The sequence below is a fragment of the Staphylococcus pseudintermedius genome, assembly GCF_034042775.1.
GTDB classification, from domain to species: domain Bacteria; phylum Bacillota; class Bacilli; order Staphylococcales; family Staphylococcaceae; genus Staphylococcus; species Staphylococcus pseudintermedius.
On record NZ_CP120150.1, the window covers coordinates 482,499 to 508,292 of the forward strand.

Here is a 25,794-nt window from a genome sequence, read left to right on the forward strand (position 1 = left end):
ATGTCGGTAACTGAAGTCATCTTTTCGTTTTTAGGTGGCTTGGGTATCTTCCTGTATGGTTTAAAAATAATGGGGGATGGTCTTCAAGCTTCTGCTGGAGATCGTTTGCGTAACATTTTAAATAAATATACCTCTAACCCAGTACTTGGTGTGTTAGCAGGTATGATTGTGACAATATTAATTCAAAGTAGTACAGGTACGACGGTCATCACAATTGGTTTGGTCACAGCTGGATTTATGACATTGAAACAAGCAATTGGTGTCATTATGGGTGCCAACATTGGGACGACGGTGACCGCGTTTATTATCGGTATTGATTTAGGGGAGTATGCGATGCCGATTTTAGCATTAGGTGCGTTTCTTATCTTCTTTTTCAAACGTTCAAAAATTAATAATATTGGGCGTGTTTTATTTGGTTTCGGATCACTCTTTTTCGGTCTTGAGTTTATGGGAGGTGCAGTGAAACCATTAGCTGAATTGGAAGGCTTTAGACAGTTGATGCTCGATATGTCCTCACATACGATTTATGGCATTTTAGTTGGAATAGGTTTAACGGCGCTTGTGCAAAGTTCGAGTGCGACAATTGGGATTTTACAAGAATTTTATAGTCAAGATTTAATCACTTTACAAGGTGCGATTCCGGTCCTGTTAGGTGATAATATCGGAACGACCATTACAGCAATATTAGCAAGTTTGGCAGGCTCACTAGCTGCAAAACGAGCGGCATTTGTTCATGTCATTTTTAATGTCATCGGTGTGATCATTTTTACGTTATTATTACCTATCGTCATCCCACTGATAGCGACAATTCAAGACGCATGGCATTTAAAACCAGTGATGACGATTGCCTTTGCACACGGCGCCTTTAACGTGACGAACACATTAATTCAATTGCCATTTGTTGGTGTTTTAGCTTGGATTGTCACGAAAATTGTGCCAGGTAAAGATGTCACAGAAGATTATAAACCGCAACATTTAAACAAAGATTTAGTGTATCATGCACCGGGTGTTGCGTTACAAGAGACACAAAAAGAGCTACAAAATGTTGGGAATATCGTACGCTCTATGCTTGATGATGTGCACCATCCGTCTCAAATGGATAAAAAAATGATTAAAAATGTGCAACAAAAACATCAAGCTGTCGTGACGATTAGTGATAGTATACGTAATTATCTCGTACGTATTTCGACTAAAAATATTACTCGAAAAGATGTTGAACGATTGGCTGTCATGTTTGATGTAAATCGCTCCATTTTAAAAGTATCCGAATTAATCGAAGCATATATTGAACAAGTGAACCGTAAAAAAGCGAAAGAGATTACTTTAACAGAAGATGCTGAGCGTGGCATTGATAAACTGTATCGCTTTGTAGATGAATCATTTACGAAAGCCATTGAAACATTGGATGTATACGATACAACGAAGAAGGATGAAGTGGTCGAGCGGAGTCGTGAAGCATTTAACATTGAACATCAACTTCGTATAGGTCATATTAAACGTTTGAATCGTGGTGAATGTTCGACTGACGGTGGCCTGCTCTATGTAGATATTATTGCCGTATTAGAGCGTATCGGTTATAACTCACGTAATATTTCTGAAGCCATGGTTGGTTTAAATGAAGATGTATCCACTGAAGAAGAAGTTGTGAATGTATAGTTTGTTTTGAATTGAATGAGGTGTAGTGTTTGTATCTTGATCAGACACTACGCCTTTTTAATTGAAAAGTGAAAGCAAAATATAACTTGAGAAAAATGAGGGAATTTCATTAAAAACTATCAAAATAAATAGTCATTGTTACAATGTTCTGTCAAAAGAATAATGTTAAGTGACAAATATTTGAAAAACAAACAAAATGATTGTGTTCACTTTAACTTTTGATAATCTTTTAAAGATGACAAATTTTTGATTTTGTATATACTGTATTGATTTGAAAGGGGTGAACGTATGCATAGGTGGTGATGTGGACACAAGAAGACGAAGATAGTGAAAACCTTGCACCATTGACAGAACTTAAAACAGGTGGTGCAACAACGAATAGTGGAGAAGCGGGGGCAACAACAACAGCTGTATCGCCATGGTTATGGGTGATCAGTATTGCTGCTTTAATTGTAGCGCTCGTCGCATTGTTTAAACGACGAAACTTTACGAAATCTGACAAATAATTGTTATTGACATGATGTCTATGTTTACCGCTATAATCAGTAGTATAGAAGATGAGGGTTCAACATTTTTGCCTTCCATTTATTAGGATTTTATGGATGATACATCAACTAGTTTGAAAAAGAAGGGAACGTCAATTTCCGTATTGCATTAACTCATGACAACAAGTTTGAGCATTAACGGAATTAAAACAATGGAGCGTGAAAACAATGAGACGTATTTTATATGCATTTATGACTTATACCGTGTTGGGACTATTGAGTGGGTTTGCTTACAGAGAATTAACAGTACATTATGAATTTACGGGTTCTACCCAAATGAGTGTCATGCATACACACTTATTAACGCTCGGTATGTTTATGTTTTTAATACTGATTCCGATAGAAAAATTATTCAAAATCAGCAGCTACTATTTATTTAACTGGTATTTTATTATTTACAATATTGGTGTGTTGACGACAGTGTCAATGCAGTTTATGAAAGGGTTTAAGCAGATTTCAGGTGGTACCATTCCAGCGTCGTTTGCAGGATTTGCCGGTATTGGGCATGTAACGATAACGGCTGGATTTATTCTGTTATTTTTCTTATTACGACAAGCCATTCTAGTGTCACCACGAGATGGCGCTGTTGCCAAAGATGAAGTGAAAGACGAAACCCCCGTTGAATAAAACGATGAAAACAAAAAACCATTCAGTGCGCTATCTAAAATTTAGATACAGTGCTGAGTGGCTTTTTTTGTACATATTACTTTTCAACGGGATAGTGGCGGTACATCCCACCTGAACGCGGTTCTGTTGAGATAAAACCGAATTGTGCATAAAGTTGGTCGGCAGGGTAATCAGCGATAAGACTGACGTATGTACCGGGGTGACGCACGAACTCTATGTAATCCATTATCTGTTGCATAATCACTTTGCCGTGACCTTGACCTTGGTATTTCGGACGTACTGCAACATCGATAATTTGAAATGCGGTGGCGCCGTCTCCAATGACACGTCCCATACCGATCAGTTGATGGTCGTCATAAATCGTAACTGTAAAACACGCATTCGGCAATCCAACGCGGGCAGCAGCTTCTGATTTTGCACTTAGCCCCGTGATACGACGTAGTTCACAATAGTCGGCTGGGGTCGGAATTTCATATTTTACTTCAGTTGTCATGACATAACGTTCCTTTCAATCTAGTGTGGTAAAAATTGACGATTGGCTTCTTTAAAGACATCATTGTGACTCGATACGTAGCCTTCTTTTGGTGCTGAAGGATCAATGTATTGTTTTGCACTGTTTGCCGCATGAGCCGCATCGCTGAAAGCACTCGCGATTAAATGTACTTTTGCGGGATGTTGGACAATATCGCCACAAGCATAAATCCCTGGCACTGAAGTACATGTGTTTTTCTCACCATACACATAATCGTCGTTCACAGTTTGAATTGTAACATCTGAATCGTTTAAAAGTGTCAGTTCACGTTCGAAGCCATGACTAATAATAACCTCATCTACACGATGGATGGTTGTTTCCCCCGTTTCACCATTTTCAAGGACGACTTCGTTAATTTTGTTCGCATCATCCGCAGTATTCTTCAATTGTACAATTTTGCTATTCGGAAACTTTTGGACATTTAATGAATCCAAAATGTTTTGCATCGCTTCGTGACCAGAAATATCTTTTTTGCGATAAACGAGTTTCACACTTTTCGCATAACCGGATAAATCACGTGCCCAATCTAACGCAGAATTGCCTGCTCCTGAAATAAGAACGTCTTTATTTTTGAATTTTTGATATTGTTGCACGACATAATGTAAGTTTGTCAGTTCAAATCGTTCTGCACCTTCAATTTTAAGTGGTAACGGTTTGATGATACCCGCACCTATCGCAAGAATGATTGCACGTGACATTAAAGACTGACCGTCAGCTGTAATGATTTCAAAATGATGTTCATCATGTTTGATAATATTTGTGACTTTCGTTTCGAGCAAAACTTCAGGGTTAAAATGAAGGCCTTGTTGAATAATATTTTTTAAGATGTCATAACAGGATTGAGGTGCAACACCGCCAATGTCCCAAATGATTTTTTCGGGATAAATTTGCATTTTGCCACCTAATTCGCGTTGAACATCTACAATGCGTACGTCCATCCCTCTAAGGCCTGCATAAAAACTCGCATATAAACCTGCCGGGCCACCACCGATAATTGTTACATCTTTCATTTTTTTACGCTCCCTCAAGTTAATTTGATGCTTTCTATTATCATATAAATGAGAATAATTATCAATTGAAGTGCCGTAAATGTCAAAAATATATACATAGCAGAATTGTGGTTGATAGGGTATATAATCAATAAAAAACAGCCAATAAGCATGACGGTTCATACTTATTGACTGTATCACTATATTCTATTCGACATTTTTCGCATTCGTACGTGCACGCAAGTCTTGTTCGATTTGTTCAAGACTGCGACCACGTGTTTCAGGCAAGAATTTTATAACGAAAATCATTGCGATGATACCAATGACTGCGAAGATTAAGAAGACTTGTTGAACTTGTAATACATCTGTGAGCACTGGGAAGAATTGTGCTACGAGTAAACTACCAATTGAAAGTACGAGTGCTGCAATACCTGTTGCTGCACCACGCGCACGCATTGGGAATAATTCTGGTAACATTACCCATAATACAGGGCCCCATGACACACCGAAGAAAATAATGAATGTTGTTAAACAAAGCAGAATAATCCAAGCGGCACTATTGACCCCGATAAGCCAAATTAATGCACTCATGATCAGTAATGAAGCCACCATACCAATGTTACCAATGACAAGTAATTTTTTTCGGTCAATTTTGTCGATAATTGAAATTGCGAAAATAGTTACAAGAACATTTACAACACCGATGCCAACTGTGCTTAAAATGGCGGTTGATTCACCAAAACCTGCTGTTGCGAAAATTTTAGGTGCGTAGTAAATAATGGCATTAATCCCAATCAATTGTTGGAGTAATGCAAAAACACTTCCGATAATGATTGTCGACAACAACCAAGGCGATTTAAGAACAGTCCAAGTGTTATCAGCAATTTGATTGATTTTCTTCATATTTTCGATTTCATGATCGATTTCTGAAGCTGGGTAAGTTAATTTCATCACGTCACGCGCTGCTTTTTCACCACGTTTTTCAAGTAACCAACGTGGGCTTTCAGGCATGAAAATAACACCAATCATCAAAATAACAGAAGGCACTACTGCTAAGCCAAGCATCCAACGCCATCCTTCAATAGGTGCAAATGCATAGTTCACAAGGTATGATGCTAAAATACCGATTGTGATCATTAATTGGTTGAGTGAACTTAATGAGCCACGTGCGTCTGTCGGTGCAAGCTCAGACAGATAAACTGGAACAATCGCAGTAGAACCGCCGACAGCTAACCCGATAATGACACGACCTAAAACTAAAATTTCCATCGTTGGTGCGAGCGCTAAAATTAATGCACCAATAATAAAGACGATAGAGATCATAAAGACTAAACGACGGCGACCTAATTTTTCAGATAATGGGCCACTTAACCCGGCACCGACAATCGCGCCGACCAACATGGATGAAACAACAAGCCCTTCAGTATATGCATTAAGTGGGATGTCATCCTTTAAATAAAGTAATGCACCGGAAATAACCCCCATGTCATATCCGTATAATAAACCACCTAAAGCACCAATGAAGAAGATCATCTTTTTATTTATTTTCATTGTGCAACCTCCAATATTTTTCTGTATTCAAGTATACGCTTTCATATGGTAATAGTAAATTATAAAATTTTGCAAGTTTAAAGTTTTGTAATCATAAATAACTCGTCTTTGCAAAATATTTGTCAACTATTAATCATATGCTTTGATACGACAAAGTTAGACTCCCATTACTTTGGACGATGTTGCTTCAAAAGTGTGACAGGTATCACATTTCTGAAGCAACTCATGTTATATTTTTAAGCTTCAGGACGTAAATCAACCACTATACGACCTAAAAAGTCATGTTTCTCTGCTTTTGCTAAATACGTTTTCAATTCACTAAAAGGGACCACCGTTTTAATGTCATGCAACTTTGCAGGTTTTAAATCTTTAGAAAGACGTCGCCATAAATGTTGTCTACGTTGCATTGGAAAAGCGACTGAATCTGCACCTAAAAGTCGGATACCACGTAAAATAAATGGATAGACTGTACTTGTGAATTCAGCACCACTTAAATTACCGCTAACGGCAACTGCACCGTGACGTTGAATACGTTTTAACACTTCAGTTAAAGTTTCACCACCGACAGGATCAATCGCCGCCTGCCATTCTGTTGAAGCGAGTGCTTTGTCAGTCACTTCATCAATTCTAGGAATAACCGTACGTGCACCTAACGCTTTTAATTGCGCATGATGTTCAGTTTGACCAGAACTTGCGATAACTTTATAGCCAATTGCATTTAACATCATGACCGACATTACGCCGACACCACCTGTAGCACCACGGACGAGTACCGGACCATTAGTACTTGTAATTTTATTGTCTTCTAACAATTGAATAGAAATCGCTGCTGTAAAACCTGCAGTACCAATAATCATTGCCTCTTCTAACGTTAAGTCTTCAGGGAGATGAACTAACCAATCACCTTTCACACGTGCGACTTCACTAAAACCACCGTCATGATTCACACCGAGGTCATAACCCGTGGCAATGACTTTGTCGCCTTCTTTAAATGACGGGTGGTCTGAAGCCATCACGACACCAGCCAAATCTATGCCAGGTACAATCGGATAATTGCGAATGATTTTATTATTCGATTTTGTAGCGAGTACATCTTTATAGTTAATACTTGAATAATGTACACGAATTGTGACATCCCCTTCAGACAAATCATCTAACGTAAGCTTAGTGAAATCTGCAGACAATGTGTCTTCATCATGAGTCACGCGAAAAGCTTTAAATGTTTCTGTCATATGCATGTGCCTCCTCAAATTTTTTCGTTCACACTTTACCAAAAACGCTCATGAAAGACAATTAGATTGCTTTTGCTCGTTGAAGTGAAGTGTCTCGTGTACAATAAAAGAAAAAGCGGGGAGGCAAGACGTTGGGATATGAATTAAGAAAGGTAACTGTGACGGAGGTCGCCACGTTACAACAGATAAGTAAAGATACGTTTTATGCGGCGTATCGCAATGATTATGAACAAGCATTATTTGACAGTTACTTTGCGGAAGAGATGTCTATAAAGAAGTTAACGGCCGAATTAGAAGATCCGGATATGCACTTTTTCTTTTTATATAACGATGATGTAATAGTCGGTTACGTGAAAGTGAATGTTGGAGCGGCGCAAACGGTAGCAAAAGGGATACAGTATGCAGAACTTCAACGGATTTATTTGTATCCTGATTATCAAGGGCAAGGATTGGGACAATGGCTATTTGATTTTGTATGTGACTTTGTAAAAAATGTACTAGGAAAGTCCAAGCTATGGTTAGGTGTGTGGGAAGAGAATCGTCCGGCACTTAACTTTTATTTGAAACAAGGGCTTGTTAAAACAGGTGTACACCCATTTAAGATGGGAAAACATATCGACGAAGATTGGATTATGGAGAAAGATTTATAAAAATTATTTGAAAATTTTGCCGGAAATGTTTAGTATTCAGTGTGAAGTGTATAAAAAAGTGATAGGTTTTTTCTATATCATTTACTGAATGAGGAGGAAGCATCATGAAAAGATTATTGGCAAGCTTGATGATTGTACCGTTATTGCTCGTAGCATGTTCTGACGACGAAGGTAAGGACAAAGATCAGTCGTCGAACAAAGATCAAACAACACAAAAAGATAAGAAAGCAGATCAAGACAAGCAAAAAGACAATAAAGCGAAAGACAGCAAAGAGAAGGACAACAAAGCAAAAGATACGCAATCTAACGACAACGGTGCGTCATCATCAGACGTCAACCAAGGTACTAATGATGGGCAAAGTACAACTGAGTCACAACAAAATCAAAATCAGGCGGATCAAGGACAATCTTCAACACAAGATCAGCAAAATAATGCGACAAATGGCAACGGAAATGGTCAAAATCAAACGTCTCAATCATCTTCACAATCACAACCGAAATACGTCGCCCCATATCAAGGACAAAATGTGACACCTGTAGCTCAAAATATTGTACGTCAAGAAGTTGACCGTCAACAAGCATTGAGACATCTTCCGAACTTCCAAACATCACTCGACAGTGCACAAGCAGAAGTAAATCGATTAAATGGTCAAAACAATCCTTATAATGACTATGCATTACAAGGTGATGGTAACAGTTACAGTTACATGTTTAGTTTTATCAACCAATCACAGCCGGGTACATATACAATCGTGACAGTAGATGGGACTGGTCATGCGAAAATTGTAGACCCAGCGTATCGTCAATAATGAATTTTGCACAAAAAGGGTTAGGCACATGAGCGGCTTAACCTTTTTTTATTTTTTCAACATATGAGCTGACATGTTTGTTGCGCTTCATGAATAATGCGATAGAATTTTAGAATTTAGAGATTTGATTTGATAGTGAAAAGTGAAAAATAAACATATAGTATAAAATGAATGAGCATTTTTTAACTTTGCATTTTTATGATATTGAAATCTATCATTGCAATTAGAAAAAACAACTTATATAATCTAAAATAAACGTCATTGTAGGGTAATAAATACACTTTTTAAATGTTGGTGACACGAATAAATAGTATTCTACAAGCATTGGGAAATTATTCACAAGCACTATTGAATTAATTGTATTGACGTGGTATATTTTATGTGAAATCAATCACATGCCCCCTCATGGAGATTGACGCATAAAAAATAAATATTGAAGGTAGATGAAAAGAGATGTTAGTAGAGCATTTTGATCCATTTCACAATCTTGCAATTTCTGCATTGGTTGCAAGTATTCCAATCATTTTATTCTTGTTATGTTTAACAGTGTTTAAAATGAAAGGGATTTATGCAGCAATTACAACACTCGTCGTCACACTTGTGATTGCATTAGTTGTATTTAAATTACCAGTAGGCATTGCTTCTGGTGGTATTTTAGAAGGTTTCTATCAAGGTATTTTACCAATTGGCTTTATCGTTATGATGGCCGTATGGTTATACAAAGTGACAGTGGCGACAGGTCAGTTTGCTATTGTACAAGATAGTATCACGACAATTTCTGAAGACCAACGTATTCAATTGTTATTAATTGGTTTTGCGTTCAACGCATTTTTAGAAGGTGTAGCTGGATTCGGTGTACCAATCGCAATCTGTGCGGTATTACTGATTCAACTTGGATTTAAACCATTACAAGCTGCAATGCTTTGTTTAGTAGGTAACGGTGCAGCAGGTGCATTTGGTGCTATTGGTTTACCAGTTTCTGTTATCGATACATTAGCATTAAAAGGTGACGTATCAGCATTAGACGTTGCTCAAGCGACAAACTTAAGTTTACCTATTTTAAGTGTCATTGTACCTTTCTTATTAGTCTTTATTATCGACGGATTTAAAGGGATTAAAGAAACATTACCAGCGATTATTGTAACAGTCGTGCCATTTGTTGTATTACAAGTCTTCTTTAACCAATTTTTCGGTCCTGAATTAGTGGATATCCTTCCACCACTTGCTTCAATGGGTGCATTAGCATTATTCTCTAAAAAATTCCAACCGAAAAATATTTTCCGTTTAAATGCTGGCGAAGAAAAGATGGAAGTCAAACATCATTCTTTCAAAGAAGTCGTATTTGCATGGAGTCCATTCATTATTTTAACAATTCTTGTATTAATTTGGAGCTCAAAAGCATTTAAAGGCCTCTTTTTGGAAGATGGCGCATTATCATTTATGAATGTTAAATTTGGTATTCCAGGAACAATGAATGATATTTCGGGTCATCCGATTATGTTAACATTCAACATTTTAAATCAAACAGGTACAGCGTTATTGATTGCCGGTATTATTACGGTTTTAATTTCGTCAAAAGTCAACTTTAAACGTGCCGGTGCATTGTTTGTAGAAGCGTTTAAAGAATTATGGTTACCGATTTTAACAATTTGTTTCATCTTAGCCATTGCGAAAGTCACAACATATGGTGGTTTAACAAGCGCGATGGGTGAAGGTATTTCAAAAACTGGAGCAGCCTTCCCATTCTTATCACCAATTCTCGGCTGGATTGGCGTGTTTATGACAGGTTCAGTTACGAACAACAACGCATTATTCGCACCAATTCAAGCGTCAGTTGCGCCTCAAGTTGGTACAAGTGGTGCATTACTTGTTGGCGCTAACACTGCAGGGGGTGCGATTGCGAAATTGATTTCTCCACAATCTATTGCGATTGCGACTGCAGCCGTAAAACAAGTAGGTAGAGAGTCAGAGTTGTTGAAGATGACTTTAAAATATAGTGTCGGTTTATTGATATTCTGGTGTATTTGGACGTTTATTTTATCGTTAATTTTAGGTTAATGATTGAAGGACTGATATGGCTGATTTTGTTGGCTATGTCAGTCCTTTTTGCGTGCTTTTTTAGATAGATGAAAAATTCTTGCCTTGCTTGAACTGTGTTACGCTTTCTGAAGGGCTGAAACTTCAACAAAATTCGGCTTGATTTAAGTGTACATGCGTTGTAAGTCGAATTGGATTTTTCGTTTCAGCTGATGCCTCAGGAGTCTTGCATGGTGCTTACAATCTAGGTTGAGTACATCTAATTGGAAGAGGGAAAAACATAATAAGCCGCTCTTTTCTAAAATCAAATACTTAATTTTTGTGGCGGTATGGGGAAATGCTTGAGGGATGCAATGCGCAGTGAATTTGTCCTCATACGTCATTGATTACGTATGATTCACGAGGTAATGGCAAATAATTCTACGCTTAATACATATAAAAATGAGGCTGAGAGATCATTAAATTCTCCAAGCCTCATTTTCAATCAGTCATGATGATTGTGTTGCAATTACATGATCCATGGCTGTTTTAAACTGATTATAAATGGATTCAGGCTGATACTGTTCCACTGTTTGATAGCCACTTTGAATGATAGGATTTAAATATTTTGAATGTCCATATTCCACAATTTCTAAGAGCTGCATGGCGAGTGCTGACACTTGAAGATGCGGCACTAAGAAACCGTTACGGCTATGTTGAATCAGTGATTTCGGACCGGTATTCCCATCAAAACTTACGACAATACTGCCTTGGTTCATCGCCTCTAAAATCGTCATGCCGAAACCTTCATTACGTGAGGGGATACATGTAATCTTACTTTCTGCAATATACGTACTGAGATGTTGTGTCGTTGGTCGTAAAAAGACAAGGTCTTGTAATCGTAAAAAGTTAATCTGTTGTTGTAATGCCTCTTTCTCACTACCATCTCCAAAAATTGATACAGTATAACCAAAGTCACGCAAATCTTCTTGGATTTCATAAACAGCTTGAATAAGGAGATCAAATCCTTTTTCATATTCAAAACGACCTGCTGCGATGATTTGGTTTTTCTTCATAATATGATGGCGCTTTTCATCAATCATATTTGGAACGACAAAAATCGGTGCATCTAAATATTGTGTATAGCGCTGTTTATCAGCTTCAGTTAAAGTCGTTATTGCATTGAGATGTGGATAATAAGTCAATAACTCTTCTTTCAACTCTTGGCGATGTGCATCCAAGTTCATATGCTCCATCCCGATAGTTAATTGATGGCCTTTTGCAAATCGTGCAATGAGAAGATTGTGGCTGGCACGCGTACCGACAAAAATATCTGACGTGTCATTTTGGATGGCGCGAATCATCTTTTTTTCAATATAACTCGAATATTGACGAAAACCGGGCTCGTATTGTGTTAAATATTTGGGTTTTAACAATGGTGTAAACTTACGAATGCGATTTGCTGCGAGTGGGATGAGATTTCGTAAGCCAAGTTGATAATGAACTAATGACTTAACTGTGACGCGGGAATCAAGTTCGAAATACGGTTGTTGCTTCGATTTGAAAATTGAAATAATCGTGACTTGATGTCCTTGGTGAACCAATTGATTGGCAAGGTTGGTAATCGTCTTAACTGTACCGCCAACAGCAAAAATATTGTGCATTAAAAACGTGATAGACTTCATGACGCATCCCTCGATTAGTTACTTTTTCTTCATTATAGCACTGCTGAAATGTGGAGTGTTAATGAATTGTGAATGTAATATGTAATTCATTTCATGTAGCTGTTTGAAATGAAAATAGGTACAAAATTTCTTTCAAATGCATTTAATGAAAATTTCACAAATTAGACGGAATCGCTTTTTTCTTACATGATTAAGGTATATAATTAAATTATTGGCCTATTGTGTTATCGGATAACATTTTCATGACATACGCATGATTTTTTTATCGCTATGAAATGTAAGGCTGAGGCAAAGGATAACAGTTCATATCAGGTATAATCAATTGGAATAGTCGAAATATTTTTATACTTTATGAATGTAACAGATGGATTTGACAACATAGGATGCTGTGAACGATTTAAAACGAAAAAGGGGGTCTGTATTGTTATGAAAAACTTACATAACAAGACAGATGTTGTACTTATTGGTGGCGGAATCATGAGTGCAACATTAGGAACATTATTAAAAGAGTTAGAGCCTGAATGGGATATTAATGTTTTCGAACGTTTAGATAAATGTGCACAAGAAAGTTCTAACGTGTGGAATAATGCGGGCACAGGACATTCTGCACTATGTGAGTTGAACTATACAAGTGAAAAAGAAGATGGCTCAGTCGACATTACAAAAGCCATTAAAATTAATGAACAGTATCAAGTTTCGAAACAATTTTGGTCATACCTTGTAAAAAATGGTCAGCTTAAACAACCAGAGGGTTTCATTCGCACGGTACCACATATGAGTTTCGTTACAGGGGAGAAAAACGTGAACTTCTTAAAAGCACGTGTGAAAGCATTGCGGGAAAATGTATTATTCCAGGGCATGGATATTACAGATAACGAAGAAACGTTGAAAAAATGGGTGCCTTTAATGATGGAAGGTCGACAACAAGACGGTGAACCGATTGCTGCGACACGTGATGAATCAGGAACAGATGTGAACTTTGGAGCATTGACGCATAAAATGTTAAGCAATCTAGAAGCTAAAGGCGGTTCATTATATTACGAACATGAAGTACTCGATTTAAAGCAACATCGTGATGGCATGTGGACTGTTAAAATTAAAGACTTAAAAGAAAATCGTGTCTTTACAGTCGTTTCTAAATTTGTATTTATTGGTGCGGGCGGTGCAAGTTTACCGTTACTTCAAAAAACAGGGTTACCCGAGTCGAAGCGTATCGGTGGCTTCCCAGTCAGTGGTATGTTTTTAGTATGTAAAAAACCAGAAATTACGCATCAACATAAGGCGAAAGTATATGGTAAAGCTGAAGTAGGTGCGCCACCGATGTCTGTACCACATTTGGACACGCGTTATATTGACGGAGAACGTGCTTTATTATTTGGACCGTTTGCAGGTTTTTCACCAAAGTTCTTAAAAAGAGGATCCTATTTTGATTTAATTAAGTCTGTGAAACCGAATAATGTTGCAACGATGTTAGCAGCGGGTGCTAAAGAAATGGGTCTTACGAAATATTTAATTCAACAAGTATTGTTATCTAATAAAGAAAGAATGAATGATTTAAGAAAATTTGTGCCAACAGCGAAAGATGAGGATTGGCAAGTGGTTGTCGCAGGGCAACGTGTTCAAGTGATTAAAGACACAGATGATAAAGGCAAAGGAACATTACAATTTGGGACTGAAGTCATTACGTCTCAAGATGGTACATTAGCGGCATTGTTAGGTGCTTCACCAGGGGCATCTACAGCAGTTGCAGTCATGTTAGATATTTTACAACGTGCGTTCAAAGACAAGTTTAAGCAATGGGAACCACAAGTGAAAGAGATGGTACCGTCGTTTGGTGTCCGTTTGACGGATGATATTGCGTTGTTTAAGCAATTGAATCATGAGATTTCGGAAAACTTGAAGTTGGATGAATCGGGTGCGTTATTAAGTTAATTTGTAGATAACAAAGCAGTGAGGCGATATGGCTTCACTGCTTTTTTGCGATAATAAAATAATCAACAAATTGCTTAATCATGCTTCGTTTTCCAAGGCACTACCGTCTCAACTAGCCAACGCTTGATGAAATAGTTACATCAAGCGTTGGTGGACTTTCGACTGCAGCTTGATGAGGAGTCTTGTACGGTTTTGCAATCTGTGAGAGCGGCACTGTCAAAGCAGGTGAAGATGACAATCGTTACTTATTCTTATACATCACAAAACGCAAATACATCTTGTGTTTTGTGATGTATAAAGTATTTATGCTGAACCATTCTACACTTTCTTAGATGCTTTTTGCCACACCGATGATGACTGAGCAGGTTGAGATGCATCAATACGTGGAAGGAAAATAGTAAACGTCGTCCCATGATCGATTTTACTCTCTACTTCGATACGGCCACCATGACGTTCAATAATAGATTTGGAAATCGCGAGTCCGAGCCCATTGCTATCTGTATGGCTAGAAGATTTATAAAAGCGTTCAAAAATCCGTTGTTTTACTGCATCATTCATGCCAGGGCCGTCATCTCGTACTTTTAAAATCATTTGATCGTTTTCAGCAGTAAGATCGATTTCAATGGTACCGAACGCCTCTGTATACTTAATAGCATTGCGAATCACATTTTCGAAAGCTTGAGCGATTAAACGCGAGTTGCCTCGAATGGTGACTGCTTCTAAATCATAGAGAAGAACTTGATTTTTCTGGTCGATGGCATAATTTTCATGTTTTAAAATGTCTAAAATACAAGCGTTAGCTAAAAAAGTATCATCAAATTGTAAATGTGTATCATTATCTAATTCTGACAATAACAACAGTTGACGCACGAGTTGGCTCAAGCGGTGTGTTTCATCATAAATGCGTTCAATATAGCGTGCTTGCTGGGGTGTCGTATGTTCTTGTTGCAATTGCGTCAATAAATGATGAATATGTGTTAAAGGTGTTTTAATTTCGTGCGAGACGTTTTGAACAAAGTGTTGTCTCATATCATCGAGTTGTTTTAATTCGAGTCGCATCGTGTCGAAATGTTGTTGCAGGACACCTAGTTCGTCGCGTCGTGTGACGGCAATAGGTGTTGCGAAATCGCCAGCCATTAACCGTTCAGTGGCATATTTTAACTGTTTGACTGGCTTCACTAATGCGTATGTGGACCATGTGACGAGTGCAATGGAGAATAGGACAAGTAAAACCAGTAGCACGAGTAAAAAGATACGAAATTCACCAAAAGCATGGCCAATGTCAGGTCTTATAAAAACTGCGACGTTGCCATTGGGAGTTGTGAAATGTGTACCGACTGTATTACGTGTTTCATTATCAAAAAAGCCTGTAATCACTGGATTGAAAGGTCTGTTTCCGATACCATGATAATCTTTTCCTGACTGCACCCGTTGAATATCGGATATGGTTAAATTTTGTTTCCGAAACGGTTCACCATAATATGTTGCATGACCTTGTTTATCATAGGCGACGACTTGATAATTCAAATCTCCTAATAACGCTAAATAACGGTCTAAGTTTTGGCTAGTTTGTACATCTTTATACGCTTCGGCACGTTTCAAAGTAGCCATGATTTTGGCGTCATTTTTCTCTTTTAATTGAAAATGGTAGTAAATATTAGCAATCTCAAAACTGAGTAACGAACTGATGAGCATCACAGTGAAGGTATACAGTGCGAAACGAGAGTACAATGATTTAAGCATCTTGTGTCACCTTATAACCGATGCCGCGTACTGTTTCAATATGGACATTGGCCCCGAGTTTTTTTAGACGTGCTCTTAAACGTTTAATATGGACGTCCACGGTGCGTTCATCTCCTTCATAATCGATACCCCAAATTTTTTCTATTAATTGTTCACGCGGAAAGACTTGCTTCGGATAAGCGACGAGCAAACTTAACAATTCGAATTCTTTATGCGGTAAAATCATACCTTTCGTCTCCACTTTTACTTCGAGCTGTGTTTGGTCAATCGTCAAGTTACCGAGTGTCAAAAGCGTTTCAGTCGCAATTTGATAACGTCTGAGCACGGCCTGAATACGGAAGATGAGTTCAGCGACTTCAAATGGTTTAGTAACATAATCATCCGTTCCCGCTAAAAAAGCGCGCTCTTTATCGCTCAGAGCATCCCGAGCAGTCAGCATAATGACGGGATATTCATAGTCATACTTTAACGTTTCGCACAGTTCGAAACCGTCCATCCCATCCATCATGACGTCCACGATAGCGATATCAATTGTATGTTTTTCAAGATATTCAAGAGCCGCTTCACCACTTAAGACAGTGACAGCTTGATAGCCTTTATGCTGCAAGTGTGTTGCGACATAATTCAAAATTTCCGGATCATCATCAACAATTAAACATGTGACTGACACGTTGACCGTCCTCCTTGAGGTACAATTTCAGCCTTTACGGTATATAAGTATATAACGTTGTGAAGCTGTTGAAGCTATCATAAATGTTTTTATTCAAAGTTGCAATTGGAAATGAAAAGTGTGAGCCATGTCGCGAAATATGATGTCCATTAAGTTTTCTAACCTCTATCCATTCAAATGTTACGATCCATTATTGATTTTAAAAAAGCCGTAAGATGAAGGGAAATAAAACACTAAAATGATGCTATTGTTTTTTGATTTCATACACTTGAACTCAGTTTCTTCTGTTTGATGGAAGATTGACCAGAAGGCTGAGACGCGCGAGAGAATGTGTACATACTGCTTACAGTGAGTGCTTCACTTTAATAGAGGTTACTATTTATCGCAGTAGATGTCTGACTTCTCAAGGCGCATGCTTTTGAGAAGTCGAGTCAGCCTTGCGGAGCAGTACAACGAAAGCTTTGTGACACATGAGATTTCTGTACTGCTCCCAAAATCGACTAACGCCTCAACAAATGTAACAGTTTAATCAAGCGTTAGTGAGTTGAAGGGCCAACACCTACGAAAGGAAAGTCATGATGGCAATCTTAAACCACAAATTATAGGGAGGGTAAGTACTACAAACATATTGCATCAATAGCATCAAATTTTTGTATCCTATTCATCCTCTAATAATAAATCGTAAACCCATGAGTGATGCGGCTGATAAGTTGTATGTCCCACTCCCATTTTTCAATTGTTGATAACGATTTTAAAGTGTGTCATAAAAATGTATCTTGTTCATATTCAGTTCATAAATGGGCGATATAGTTTATCCAAGATGAAATTGAAAGGGAGATATGAGTATGAAACTTGCATTGAACGAACTCAAATTTTATAAGTTTAAGTATTTATTAATTACATTTATCGTCATTCTTCTTGCAAGTATGGTGCTTTTTATTACGGGGTTAGCACAAGGTTTAGCAAGAGAAAATATCGCACTGATCGACCAGTTCAAATCAGAACGCTTTGTCATTCAAAAGGATGTCGATCAACAACTTGAAAAATCAAATATCGATTTGAAAACGCAACAAGACATTGAAGAAAATGTTAAATCAACGCCATTAAAATTAGCAATGGCGACGATGAAACATCAAGATAACAAGACGGATATGCTTTTTGCGACGATGCCAAAAGAAGCGCGTCCGGCATTAAAAGCAGGGCACCTACCAGAAAAAGCAAATGAAGTCGTTTTGAATCAGAAATTAGCAGGGGAAGGTGTCCAAATCGGGGACCAAGTCAATATCGAGGATAAAGACGTCACATTAAAGGTCGTCGGTTTCTTTGATGATGCGATGTATGCACATACAAATATTGCTATGACAACGGATGAAGGACTCAAAGATATTGCTGGTCAACATGTCGCAACGTCACTTTACTTTTTAAATGATGTCACAGCAAAACAACTCAAAAATATTGAGGGCATTTCTGGTATCGAAATCGTCAACAAACAAGATTTGACGGATGCGATTCCGAGCTACCAAGCTGAGCAAGCACCACTGAATATGATGATTGTAAGTTTATTTGTGATTACAGCAATAGTACTGACAGCATTTTTCTACGTTATGACCATTCAAAAAACGTCAGAAATTGGGATTTTAAAAGCGATTGGCGTTAAAACGTCACATTTATTATGGAGTTTATTATTCCAAATTTTATTCGTGACGATGTTAGGGGTCATCATCGCATTATTACTCATTACAGGGTTAAAAGCGACGTTACCTGTCACAATGCCATTCTTTATTAATAGTGGCATGATGTTACTCGTCGTTGTTGTTTTCATTATTGTAGCTATCGTCGGCGCATTACTTTCATTAGTGCGTGTCTTTAAAATTGATCCTATTGAAGCGATTGGAGGGGGACAAGTATGAGTTTAGTCGTCAAAGATTTAGTGAAAACATTCGGTAAAGGTGATGCTGCCACAAAAGTGTTAAAAGGCATTAGCTTTGAGGTGCAACCCGGTGAATTTGTTATTTTAAATGGGATGTCAGGTTCTGGTAAATCTACACTGTTGACGATTATCGGTGGACTGTTATCTCCTACTGAAGGCAAAATCCAATTAGACGGTGAGGATTTGGGTGGTTTGTCTCAAAAAGCATTAACCGACAAACGTTTGAAAGACATTGGTTTTATTTTCCAAGCTTCTCATTTAGTTCCTTATTTAAAAGTGCATGAACAATTGGAACTCGTGGGTAAAGAAGCGGGGATGGACCGTCAAACAGCACAACAGCGTGCAAAAATGTTATTAAATGAAATCGGATTGAGCCATAGAGAAAATGTTTATCCACATATGTTATCTGGTGGTGAAAAACAGCGTGTTGCCATTATGCGTGCATGGATGAATCAGCCGAAATTGTTACTCGCTGATGAACCTACTGCGAGTCTAGATGCTAAACGTGCGACAGAAGTGGTTGAAATGATTAAGCAACAAGTACGTCAAGAAGGTGCAATCGGTATCATGGTAACACATGATCAACGCTTGTTTGATTATGCAGATCGTATCATTTACCTTAATGATGGTGAATTGATGGAAACAGCGACTGCTATGACAGTTTGATAGGGAGGTATTGAGCATATTTGAGTAGGAGAAACTGAGATATCAATTTTGCTCTGATACTATCTTTTCATAAATTATAGGAAGGGATTGGGACATTTTAGTTTCCCACTCCCTATTTTTTATTGTGCATAGGTTAATCATAAAGGTAAGTAAGACACCATTCAAAAACACCACAAAGCCATCATGACTTAAAATAATGCGCGCTGCAATCGTTTTGTCGGTACCTGGATGTTTCACAGCGGTATCCAATTGTGACACCACCTCAGTCACAATGGCAAGCACAATACATAACGAAAAGAAGAGCATTATCGGGTCAGGTCAACGAGTGCTTAACTTTTCGACTTGATTTAAAAATAATGAAATTACGGGTTGTTTTTCGCTTTTATTCTTCATCACATCACACCCTATCTGAATTATGCGCTTGCTTATCTGAAATTTAAGAAAATATATTTAAAATGCAAATACCGACTTGAACGATAGTAAAGAGCGCCCAAACTCGTGGATATTGAAAAAGTAAGCCGCTGTAATCACGTATCAGTTCACGACTGACCCAATGATGTGGCGTTGGGGCACCATAACCGAACGCATGTAGTTGTTGGCGTTCAGCGAGTCGTAATGCACGTAAAATGTGAAATGAACTCGTCACTATGATGGTATGTGGTTGTTGATGTAACGCTAAGTAATGTTTGGAATAGTAAATATTTTGGCGCGTATTGGTCGACTGGTCTTCCATAGTAATTTGCTTCGGTGCTATCCCTTGTTGTATTAAATACCGTTGCATCGCGAGTGCTTCAGATATCGGTTCATCTGGGCCTTGTCCACCACTGACGATAATGTGAAACTTTTCTAATTGGCGACTCAATGCGATGGCGCGATCTAACCTTGCTTTTAACATCGGTGTTACAGCTTCTGTATAGATGCCTGCACCGAGAACGATAATGTTGGCACGTGTCACGGGAGGCAGGTGGTGTAAAAATGTAAAGGTCATGAACAAATAAGTTTGCCAAGCTGTGAGAAAGACGATGGCTAATTGAACTAACAATTGAAAAGGAATCGTCAAAACGGCTGGTATTAAAGGAATGACTAATAAACTTCCAATAATCAGCGCGACAATCGCTAAGTGATAAGTGATGACACGACCGATGATGTGCCAATATGTTTGAATGTGCCGATATAGCGTTAGCGCAAGTAAAATCAACCCAATGACTAAAGTGATCATTAACCATATGAGGCGATCGGCATGCGTGATGTAGCTGATCGTGATGAAAAGCATATGAATGTATAGAACCGCCGTAAAGGAATGGATGCGTAAAAAAAGATGTGGCTTTATCTTTATCAATGTTAAGATTATAATGTAGCTTATTAATAGCAAAATTTGAAGTAAATTCATTTTTTAAGTCCTTTATTTTATCATTTACGGTAATGATACTAAATTCTTTACAAAAAATGTCAAAAAATGAGGTTCCCTTATAAAATAATTGTTGGTACGATGGTAAAGATAGTTGTTTGTAATGAAGGCGGTGAAGAAAAATGACCCATTCAAATTTAATGAATCAACATGTGACGTTTATGGGTGAGTTTATGACGAATGTGAATGCACTCACAGCAGGATTATTAAAAGATTTAAGATCTCGATACGGCATTTCAAATGAACAATCGAGTGTGTTATTAATGCTTTCTAATGACAAGTCACTGACATTAACAGAGATTACATTACGTCAAGGTGTGAATAAAGCGGCAGTCAGTAGAAGAATAAAAAAGTTAGTAGATTTAGGTTTAGTCAAATGGGTAAATATGGCATATGAATATGATAAACGATTGAAATATGTTGCTCTGACTGAAGCGGGTATCGATTATGTCCGCGCTTCAAGAAATTTAATTGCAAATTTAGCAAACGAAATGTTGTCAGATATCCCATTAGAAAAAATTGAACAAACACGAGACATGCTTGAATTGATTGATGAACGGATACAAGGTCAATTGAATCAACTATAATGCATCATGTGCGCTACTACTCACGTCTGATGCAGTTTTTATAGTTAACCTTTATGATAGAAAAATATGACGAATGAGCTCAATGAATAGAATAGGAGGTGTACGTATGGGTCAATGCGCGGTATGTCACCATGAAAAGTTACCACATCAAAGCGTCTGTCCAAATTGTCAAAATCAAATATTGTATTCTAAAACCCCTAGTCCACAGTCACCTAAACAACGAGATGCAGCACAGTCATCATCTTCCAATAACAATAAAAGACCACCGTCATTAAAAAAAGTCATCCCTATTGCTATTGTAAGTTTTATTATTATTTTACTCATTATTTTATTTTTGCTGCTCAGAAACTTTAATTCTCCTGAAGCTCAAGCGAAAATCTTGATTAATGCGGTGAATAACGAAGATAATGCAAAAGTATCCAACCTTTTAAGTTCAAAAGAAAATAAAGTAGGCCGACAAGAAGCGTCAACTTACATCAAATTTGTAAAACAAGAAGTGGGCATGAAACTGTTCGAAAAAGAAGTATACGACACTGTGGACGGGCTTAACCATGAAACCGCTGTAGCCTCTTATATTAAAACACGTGAAGGTCAAGATGTGTTGAGAATTAGTAAAAATGGGCGGCGTTATTTAATCTTTGATAATTTAAGTTTCTTAGCACCAACGAAACAGGCGATTGTGAAGCCGAAAGAAAAGGCGACGTTTGAGTTTGATTCAGATGGCGCGCAAAAGAAAGTGGTCGCTGAAGCAGGACAATCCGTATCGCTAGGTCAATTCATACCAGGAAGTTACGCGATTGATACTGTAAAAACAACGGACCGCGGTACATATGAAGGCCAATTGAAGTTTGATTTTGTGAATAGTAAAAATGAAACCATTCCAGTGACCGAAGACTTTAAAGAAGCTCAAGTAAAACTGTCACTTAAAAATGTGAGTGATTTAAAAGAGATTAAAGTGGTGATTAATGACGAAAAAATAGCTCAAAATAAAAATGATACTTATGGGCCGTTTCCAGTCAATCAGGACATTAAAGTCTATGCTGAAGGTGAAGCTTACGATCATACATTTAAAACAAATACAGAAGTGATTAAAAAAGATGATGTCCAATCTGAAAACAAAATCACTGTGTCGTTTGATAAAGATGAGATTGAAAAATATCGCCAATCTAAAGAAAAAGATACATTGAATAAGATCAAGGACTTTTTCAAAAAGTATACGGCGTCGTTAAATGAAGCATATGAAAGCCATGATTTTGATTTAGTTTCTAAATATTTAAAGGAAAATACAACAAATTATGAAGCGATGCGTTCGAATGTGAAAGGTCAAAATCAGTATAAATTTAAAAATCCTGTAGTCATAGATGTTTCGCGCAACGCCGATTACTACGCAGTGACAGTTGAAAAAGAAGACGCACAAGGCCGTACAATTCAATCCCATTATTTATTAGATGGGGATGAAAATGCCAACCACTTAAAAATTGTGAACTATCAAAATTACTAAAGTATAAAAGTGAATAACATCCTAATGAAGTTCTAGTCCGTTGTTGGAGTGGAACTTCATTTTTTGATGTATGGATATTTCGGATTGATGATTTAAAAATATATTGAGTCAGTTGGGGTTCATGAAAAGCGATACAAGAAAGTTCGAGAAGCGTTAGCAATTTGCATAATCGACTGTATTAATGAGAACAAAGTATGTAAATCATCAATGAGTTAAAGTAACTTATAAATTAATTGGAACAATCATGTTATTTGTTTCGTAAAAGTTATTTGAATAAATTTTAGTTTCTATTGAGTTGTGTCGAAAGTTGAAGTACAATTATTAATAATTTAATAAAAAACGGTGTAAAATAATATTGTAAGAAAAATTTTGTGTTGTTGGAGGGGGCATCTCCAATGATATGAGTGATGAATGTTTCGAATTTACACCTCATTGATAAGCATCACCATAGAAGAAAAGAAAGGTGCGCATGAGTTTATGAATGAAAGAGATATACGTGTACAGAAAACGAATTTGAAATTATCAGAAGTATTTTTAACCTTATTAGAAGATTATTGGCTCACCAAAATTACCATTAACCAAATATGCCAGAGAGCGAACGTCCATAGAACGACTTTTTATAAACATTTTAAAGACAAATACGAATTACTCTATTATGTGAGTCGAATGGCGTTGAAACCTTATTTCGCCTTGGCATTAGACATGCGTTTAAGAGAACCATTCAGTAGTATCGATAAGACGATTAATCAACAAATATTAAAAATTTTACATACGCAAAAAGGCGATGCGAAGTTTTATCAAGTGGTGACCGCAAGTTTCTACGATTATTTTCAAAAGGAACTCCAGCGCTATGAAGCAGAATTACCTACTCAATTCCCTTTCCCAATAGAAGTGTTTAGTTATGTTTATGCTTCCACAATCTGTTCGATTAATCAGTGGTGTAGTGATTATGATCTACAATTAGATGCGTACTATCGTGATGAAATTTATCGCAATTTGATGAATTTTCACCAAAAATAAAACGCGTGTGTATGATGTAGATGATTGCATATCGTCTGTACACACCTTTATGATGATAAGGAAGGAAACTCTAATTTGAAAGGCGTGTTCATGATGAAATTTACTGAACGATTATGGCAACGTGTTCAACCGATATGGGACAGCTACCTAGAGCATCCGTTTGTCAAAGGGATAGGTGACGGGACGTTAGATAAGGAAAAGTTTAAACATTGGATGAAGCAAGACTATATTTATTTGATAGATTATGCGCGATTATTTGCGATAGGTGCAACAAAAGCGACGGATTTAGAAATGATGACCACTTTTGGCAATTTAGTCTCTGGGACATTGAATACAGAAATGCAACTCCATCGTCAATACGCCGCGCAATTTGACATTAGTGAACAAGAATTAGAATCAACGCAACCAGCGAGTACGACATTGGCTTATACAAGTTATATGTTGAATTTAGCCCAACGTGGTGGTGTAGAAAATGTGATTGCCGCAGTGCTCACGTGTACATGGAGTTATCACTATATTGGAGAGGCGTTAAATCAAATAGAAGGCGCTGCAGAACATCCTTTTTATGGTGAATGGATAAAAATGTACAGTTCACCCGAGTTTACGGCGTTTAAAGAAGATGTCATTGAGATGATGGATCGTGTCGCTGAAGGAATGTCGGAAGAGGCATTGGACGCATTAGAAGAGATTGTCGTTCATACGAGCTATTATGAATATATGTTTTGGGATATGGCAGAGTACTTGGAGACTTGGCCAATCAAAGGATAAATGAAGAAGTGATGAAGATTGATGTGCTTTTGGGATGGTAGTATTTAATCATTGAAAGACAATCAAAAAGAAGTCGCTATGGAGAATGTGGTTGTCTCTATAGTGACTTCTTTAATTTGAGTCATTTAAAGCTGTTTACGGATTTTTGGACGTCTGTTTCTGAAAAATAGACTGATAAAATAAAGAACCATGGCAATAGCGGTAAAAATAATCGCATTATGAAGTGCATTCGATGGTGAAAAAACAGTAGCAGGATCTACGTTGCCGATGTAAGGTGCAAGTTTTTGTGTGATTTCTTCAGCAGCACGATTAATATAAAATAAGAAAGCAATTGGAATGAGTAAAATCCATATAGAGATGAACCAATTGATGACTTTCAAAATGGTGCGGTTAAAGATGAGTGTCAAAATCGCAAAAATAATATTAACCAGTACTAAAATGAAGAAAAAATTGAGACCCATAATTACATAATTGAGGGTTTGTTCAATATTTGATGTATCGATAAATGATTGTGCTGTCAGTTGATCGGCAATCACTTTAAGTTTATCGAATGTGACATTTTCATCAAGAAAGCTCATTTTAAATAAAGTTTCGCTATACATACTATATGCAGCAATCGCAACGAGTACCATAGCTATCAGTGTTAAAATAAAGCTCACCCATGAACGTCGCTTTTTACCATAATATGTACTACGGTGGATAGGTTGGTTTTCAAACTGTTGTTGAAACTGGGGGTGTTGTCGTGTGGTCTCTTTCATATGTAACGCCTCCTATATCATTGAACAAGCTTTGTTAAAATCTTTCGCTAATACAATTATGCATTATAGTACACCTAGAATCATATTCATAGTGCTTTTTTATAAAATATGATAGAACTGAGATAAGTTCATAATGGGAAATGGAAAAGGAGGTTGCAAGATGGAAGTATTAAAAACATTGGATGCGTATGAAGCGTTTGTTGCCAACCATCAAATCGCGGTCGTTCACGTTTCGAGAGACAATTGTTCTGTATGTCATGCCGTTTTACCACGGATTCAAGAGCTAGTTGCACGTTATGAAGGTGTTGCGTTAGGCAATGTCAGTGCAGATGACGTCCCTGAAATTGCAGGAGCGCTGTCAATTTTTACTGTCCCTGTCGATATCATATTCCTTGAAGGTAAAGAAATGCATCGTGAAGGTCGCTTTATTGATTTAGAACGAATCGAATCACAACTGAATACCATTTATGAAGGCGTCAAAGGCTCAAATTTATGATAATATGAAGATGATTTTGTGAA

Annotated in this window: 24 protein-coding genes; 14 read left to right on the forward strand and 10 right to left on the reverse strand. The window is 37.4% G+C overall.

What is annotated here, in order from left to right:
- The 3 genes from P3U61_RS01915 (at position 1) to P3U61_RS01925 (ending at position 2,828) form a co-directional block, all read left to right on the forward strand.
- On the forward strand, positions 1-1,656 hold the full coding sequence (locus tag P3U61_RS01915) for a Na/Pi cotransporter family protein (RefSeq protein WP_096636879.1): 1,656 nt from the start codon (positions 1-3) through the stop codon (positions 1,654-1,656).
- Positions 1,657-1,958: 302 nt separating this feature from the next.
- Positions 1,959-2,162, forward strand: a complete 204-nt coding sequence (locus P3U61_RS01920) for a hypothetical protein (RefSeq protein WP_014613077.1) — start codon at positions 1,959-1,961, stop codon at positions 2,160-2,162.
- 207 nt (positions 2,163-2,369) lie between these two features.
- Positions 2,370-2,828 (forward strand): DUF2871 domain-containing protein, encoded by a 459-nt coding sequence (locus P3U61_RS01925; protein WP_014613078.1) that lies wholly within the window; start codon positions 2,370-2,372, stop codon positions 2,826-2,828.
- 76 nt (positions 2,829-2,904) lie between these two features.
- On the opposite strand, the gene P3U61_RS01930 is transcribed toward P3U61_RS01925, so the two are convergent.
- The 4 genes from P3U61_RS01930 to P3U61_RS01945 form a co-directional block, all read right to left on the reverse strand.
- Complete coding sequence (locus P3U61_RS01930) at positions 2,905-3,321, reverse strand: GNAT family N-acetyltransferase (RefSeq protein WP_096636875.1); 417 nt, start codon at positions 3,319-3,321, stop codon at positions 2,905-2,907.
- Positions 3,322-3,341: 20 nt separating this feature from the next.
- A complete protein-coding gene (locus P3U61_RS01935) occupies positions 3,342-4,370 on the reverse strand; it encodes an NAD(P)/FAD-dependent oxidoreductase (protein WP_020219803.1) in 1,029 nt (342 codons plus the stop codon).
- Between the two features lie 186 nt (positions 4,371-4,556).
- Complete coding sequence (gene glcP / locus P3U61_RS01940; protein ID WP_014613082.1) at positions 4,557-5,900, reverse strand: glucose transporter GlcP; 1,344 nt, start codon at positions 5,898-5,900, stop codon at positions 4,557-4,559.
- A 236-nt stretch (positions 5,901-6,136) separates the two neighbouring features.
- Positions 6,137-7,132 (reverse strand): oxidoreductase, encoded by a 996-nt coding sequence (locus P3U61_RS01945; protein ID WP_015729589.1) that lies wholly within the window; start codon positions 7,130-7,132, stop codon positions 6,137-6,139.
- 131 nt (positions 7,133-7,263) lie between these two features.
- Here P3U61_RS01945 and P3U61_RS01950 point away from each other — a divergent pair, with 131 nt between their 5' ends.
- The 3 genes from P3U61_RS01950 (at position 7,264) to P3U61_RS01960 (ending at position 10,649) form a co-directional block, all read left to right on the forward strand.
- Positions 7,264-7,782 carry a GNAT family N-acetyltransferase gene (locus tag P3U61_RS01950; RefSeq protein ID WP_065520368.1) on the forward strand — a complete coding sequence of 173 codons (519 nt, stop codon included), beginning with the start codon at positions 7,264-7,266 and terminating at the stop codon, positions 7,780-7,782.
- A gap of 104 nt (positions 7,783-7,886) precedes the next feature.
- Positions 7,887-8,591 (forward strand): hypothetical protein, encoded by a 705-nt coding sequence (locus tag P3U61_RS01955; protein ID WP_096636876.1) that lies wholly within the window; start codon positions 7,887-7,889, stop codon positions 8,589-8,591.
- 453 nt (positions 8,592-9,044) lie between these two features.
- Positions 9,045-10,649 (forward strand): L-lactate permease, encoded by a 1,605-nt coding sequence (locus P3U61_RS01960; RefSeq protein WP_063278990.1) that lies wholly within the window; start codon positions 9,045-9,047, stop codon positions 10,647-10,649.
- A 467-nt stretch (positions 10,650-11,116) separates the two neighbouring features.
- Here the strand turns inward: P3U61_RS01960 and P3U61_RS01965 are convergent, their stop codons facing one another.
- Entirely contained in the window at positions 11,117-12,292 is a 1,176-nt protein-coding gene (locus P3U61_RS01965) for a glycosyltransferase family 4 protein (RefSeq protein ID WP_065520369.1), read from the reverse strand.
- A gap of 426 nt (positions 12,293-12,718) precedes the next feature.
- Here P3U61_RS01965 and mqo point away from each other — a divergent pair, with 426 nt between their 5' ends.
- Complete coding sequence (mqo, locus tag P3U61_RS01970) at positions 12,719-14,224, forward strand: malate dehydrogenase (quinone) (protein ID WP_070407369.1); 1,506 nt, start codon at positions 12,719-12,721, stop codon at positions 14,222-14,224.
- A gap of 318 nt (positions 14,225-14,542) precedes the next feature.
- On the opposite strand, the gene P3U61_RS01975 is transcribed toward mqo, so the two are convergent.
- Both P3U61_RS01975 and P3U61_RS01980 read right to left on the reverse strand, forming a co-directional pair.
- Positions 14,543-15,967 (reverse strand): sensor histidine kinase, encoded by a 1,425-nt coding sequence (locus P3U61_RS01975; RefSeq protein ID WP_103263457.1) that lies wholly within the window; start codon positions 15,965-15,967, stop codon positions 14,543-14,545.
- Positions 15,960-16,637, reverse strand: a complete 678-nt coding sequence (locus tag P3U61_RS01980) for a response regulator transcription factor (protein WP_096536321.1) — start codon at positions 16,635-16,637, stop codon at positions 15,960-15,962. Before P3U61_RS01980 ends, P3U61_RS01975 begins: the two co-directional genes overlap by 8 nt.
- 845 nt (positions 16,638-17,482) lie before the next feature.
- On the opposite strand from P3U61_RS01980, the gene P3U61_RS01985 reads away from it, so the two are divergent.
- Both P3U61_RS01985 and P3U61_RS01990 read left to right on the forward strand, forming a co-directional pair.
- Positions 17,483-18,547, forward strand: coding sequence for an ABC transporter permease (locus P3U61_RS01985; RefSeq protein WP_187532776.1), 1,065 nt, complete (start codon positions 17,483-17,485; stop codon positions 18,545-18,547).
- On the forward strand, positions 18,544-19,233 hold the full coding sequence (locus P3U61_RS01990) for an ABC transporter ATP-binding protein (RefSeq protein WP_100006715.1): 690 nt from the start codon (positions 18,544-18,546) through the stop codon (positions 19,231-19,233). Before P3U61_RS01985 ends, P3U61_RS01990 begins: the two co-directional genes overlap by 4 nt.
- Before the next feature lie 42 nt (positions 19,234-19,275).
- On the opposite strand, the gene P3U61_RS01995 is transcribed toward P3U61_RS01990, so the two are convergent.
- Positions 19,276-19,539 (reverse strand): AbgT family transporter, encoded by a 264-nt coding sequence (locus P3U61_RS01995; RefSeq protein WP_110144909.1) that lies wholly within the window; start codon positions 19,537-19,539, stop codon positions 19,276-19,278.
- A gap of 130 nt (positions 19,540-19,669) precedes the next feature.
- Complete coding sequence (locus P3U61_RS02000) at positions 19,670-20,506, reverse strand: YdcF family protein (RefSeq protein WP_099991874.1); 837 nt, start codon at positions 20,504-20,506, stop codon at positions 19,670-19,672.
- 257 nt (positions 20,507-20,763) lie between these two features.
- On the opposite strand from P3U61_RS02000, the gene P3U61_RS02005 reads away from it, so the two are divergent.
- The 4 genes from P3U61_RS02005 (at position 20,764) to tenA (ending at position 24,517) form a co-directional block, all read left to right on the forward strand.
- Positions 20,764-21,228 carry a MarR family transcriptional regulator TcaR gene (locus tag P3U61_RS02005; RefSeq protein ID WP_014613096.1) on the forward strand — a complete coding sequence of 155 codons (465 nt, stop codon included), beginning with the start codon at positions 20,764-20,766 and terminating at the stop codon, positions 21,226-21,228.
- A 106-nt stretch (positions 21,229-21,334) separates the two neighbouring features.
- Entirely contained in the window at positions 21,335-22,729 is a 1,395-nt protein-coding gene (locus P3U61_RS02010; RefSeq protein WP_014613097.1) for a membrane-associated protein TcaA, read from the forward strand.
- A 477-nt stretch (positions 22,730-23,206) separates the two neighbouring features.
- Positions 23,207-23,749, forward strand: coding sequence for a TetR/AcrR family transcriptional regulator (locus P3U61_RS02015; RefSeq protein WP_037544134.1), 543 nt, complete (start codon positions 23,207-23,209; stop codon positions 23,747-23,749).
- A 93-nt stretch (positions 23,750-23,842) separates the two neighbouring features.
- The gene (gene tenA / locus P3U61_RS02020) at positions 23,843-24,517 is read left to right on the forward strand and encodes a thiaminase II (RefSeq protein WP_070407395.1); all 675 of its coding nucleotides are present in this window, start codon (positions 23,843-23,845) and stop codon (positions 24,515-24,517) included.
- A 125-nt stretch (positions 24,518-24,642) separates the two neighbouring features.
- Here tenA and P3U61_RS02025 read toward each other — a convergent pair whose 3' ends face one another.
- Complete coding sequence (locus P3U61_RS02025) at positions 24,643-25,275, reverse strand: hypothetical protein (protein WP_014613100.1); 633 nt, start codon at positions 25,273-25,275, stop codon at positions 24,643-24,645.
- Positions 25,276-25,435: 160 nt separating this feature from the next.
- Between P3U61_RS02025 and P3U61_RS02030 the strand changes: the two genes are divergently transcribed.
- On the forward strand, positions 25,436-25,771 hold the full coding sequence (locus tag P3U61_RS02030) for a thioredoxin family protein (protein WP_014613101.1): 336 nt from the start codon (positions 25,436-25,438) through the stop codon (positions 25,769-25,771).
- Positions 25,772-25,794 lie beyond the last annotated feature (23 nt).

What these genes read in the sequence shown, in the direction of transcription:
- P3U61_RS01995 (WP_110144909.1), bottom strand. Translation starts at nt 19,539, where the DNA reads ATGCTCTTCTTTTCGTTATGTATTGTGCTTGCCATTGTGACTGAGGTG.
- P3U61_RS02025 (WP_014613100.1), bottom strand. Translation starts at nt 25,275, where the DNA reads ATGAAAGAGACCACACGACAACACCCCCAGTTTCAACAACAGTTTGAA.
- mqo (WP_070407369.1), top strand. Translation starts at nt 12,719, where the DNA reads ATGAAAAACTTACATAACAAGACAGATGTTGTACTTATTGGTGGCGGA.
- P3U61_RS01945 (WP_015729589.1), bottom strand. Translation starts at nt 7,132, where the DNA reads ATGACAGAAACATTTAAAGCTTTTCGCGTGACTCATGATGAAGACACA.
- P3U61_RS02015 (WP_037544134.1), top strand. Translation starts at nt 23,207, where the DNA reads ATGAATGAAAGAGATATACGTGTACAGAAAACGAATTTGAAATTATCA.
- glcP (WP_014613082.1), bottom strand. Translation starts at nt 5,900, where the DNA reads ATGAAAATAAATAAAAAGATGATCTTCTTCATTGGTGCTTTAGGTGGT.
- P3U61_RS01990 (WP_100006715.1), top strand. Translation starts at nt 18,544, where the DNA reads ATGAGTTTAGTCGTCAAAGATTTAGTGAAAACATTCGGTAAAGGTGAT.
- P3U61_RS01935 (WP_020219803.1), bottom strand. Translation starts at nt 4,370, where the DNA reads ATGAAAGATGTAACAATTATCGGTGGTGGCCCGGCAGGTTTATATGCG.
- P3U61_RS01920 (WP_014613077.1), top strand. Translation starts at nt 1,959, where the DNA reads ATGTGGACACAAGAAGACGAAGATAGTGAAAACCTTGCACCATTGACA.
- P3U61_RS01925 (WP_014613078.1), top strand. Translation starts at nt 2,370, where the DNA reads ATGAGACGTATTTTATATGCATTTATGACTTATACCGTGTTGGGACTA.
- P3U61_RS01985 (WP_187532776.1), top strand. Translation starts at nt 17,483, where the DNA reads ATGAAACTTGCATTGAACGAACTCAAATTTTATAAGTTTAAGTATTTA.
- P3U61_RS02005 (WP_014613096.1), top strand. Translation starts at nt 20,764, where the DNA reads ATGACCCATTCAAATTTAATGAATCAACATGTGACGTTTATGGGTGAG.
- P3U61_RS01930 (WP_096636875.1), bottom strand. Translation starts at nt 3,321, where the DNA reads ATGACAACTGAAGTAAAATATGAAATTCCGACCCCAGCCGACTATTGT.
- P3U61_RS01965 (WP_065520369.1), bottom strand. Translation starts at nt 12,292, where the DNA reads ATGAAGTCTATCACGTTTTTAATGCACAATATTTTTGCTGTTGGCGGT.
- P3U61_RS02000 (WP_099991874.1), bottom strand. Translation starts at nt 20,506, where the DNA reads ATGCTTTTCATCACGATCAGCTACATCACGCATGCCGATCGCCTCATA.
- P3U61_RS01915 (WP_096636879.1), top strand. Translation starts at nt 1, where the DNA reads ATGTCGGTAACTGAAGTCATCTTTTCGTTTTTAGGTGGCTTGGGTATC.
- P3U61_RS01975 (WP_103263457.1), bottom strand. Translation starts at nt 15,967, where the DNA reads ATGCTTAAATCATTGTACTCTCGTTTCGCACTGTATACCTTCACTGTG.
- tenA (WP_070407395.1), top strand. Translation starts at nt 23,843, where the DNA reads ATGAAATTTACTGAACGATTATGGCAACGTGTTCAACCGATATGGGAC.
- P3U61_RS01955 (WP_096636876.1), top strand. Translation starts at nt 7,887, where the DNA reads ATGAAAAGATTATTGGCAAGCTTGATGATTGTACCGTTATTGCTCGTA.
- P3U61_RS02010 (WP_014613097.1), top strand. Translation starts at nt 21,335, where the DNA reads ATGGGTCAATGCGCGGTATGTCACCATGAAAAGTTACCACATCAAAGC.
- P3U61_RS02030 (WP_014613101.1), top strand. Translation starts at nt 25,436, where the DNA reads ATGGAAGTATTAAAAACATTGGATGCGTATGAAGCGTTTGTTGCCAAC.
- P3U61_RS01960 (WP_063278990.1), top strand. Translation starts at nt 9,045, where the DNA reads ATGTTAGTAGAGCATTTTGATCCATTTCACAATCTTGCAATTTCTGCA.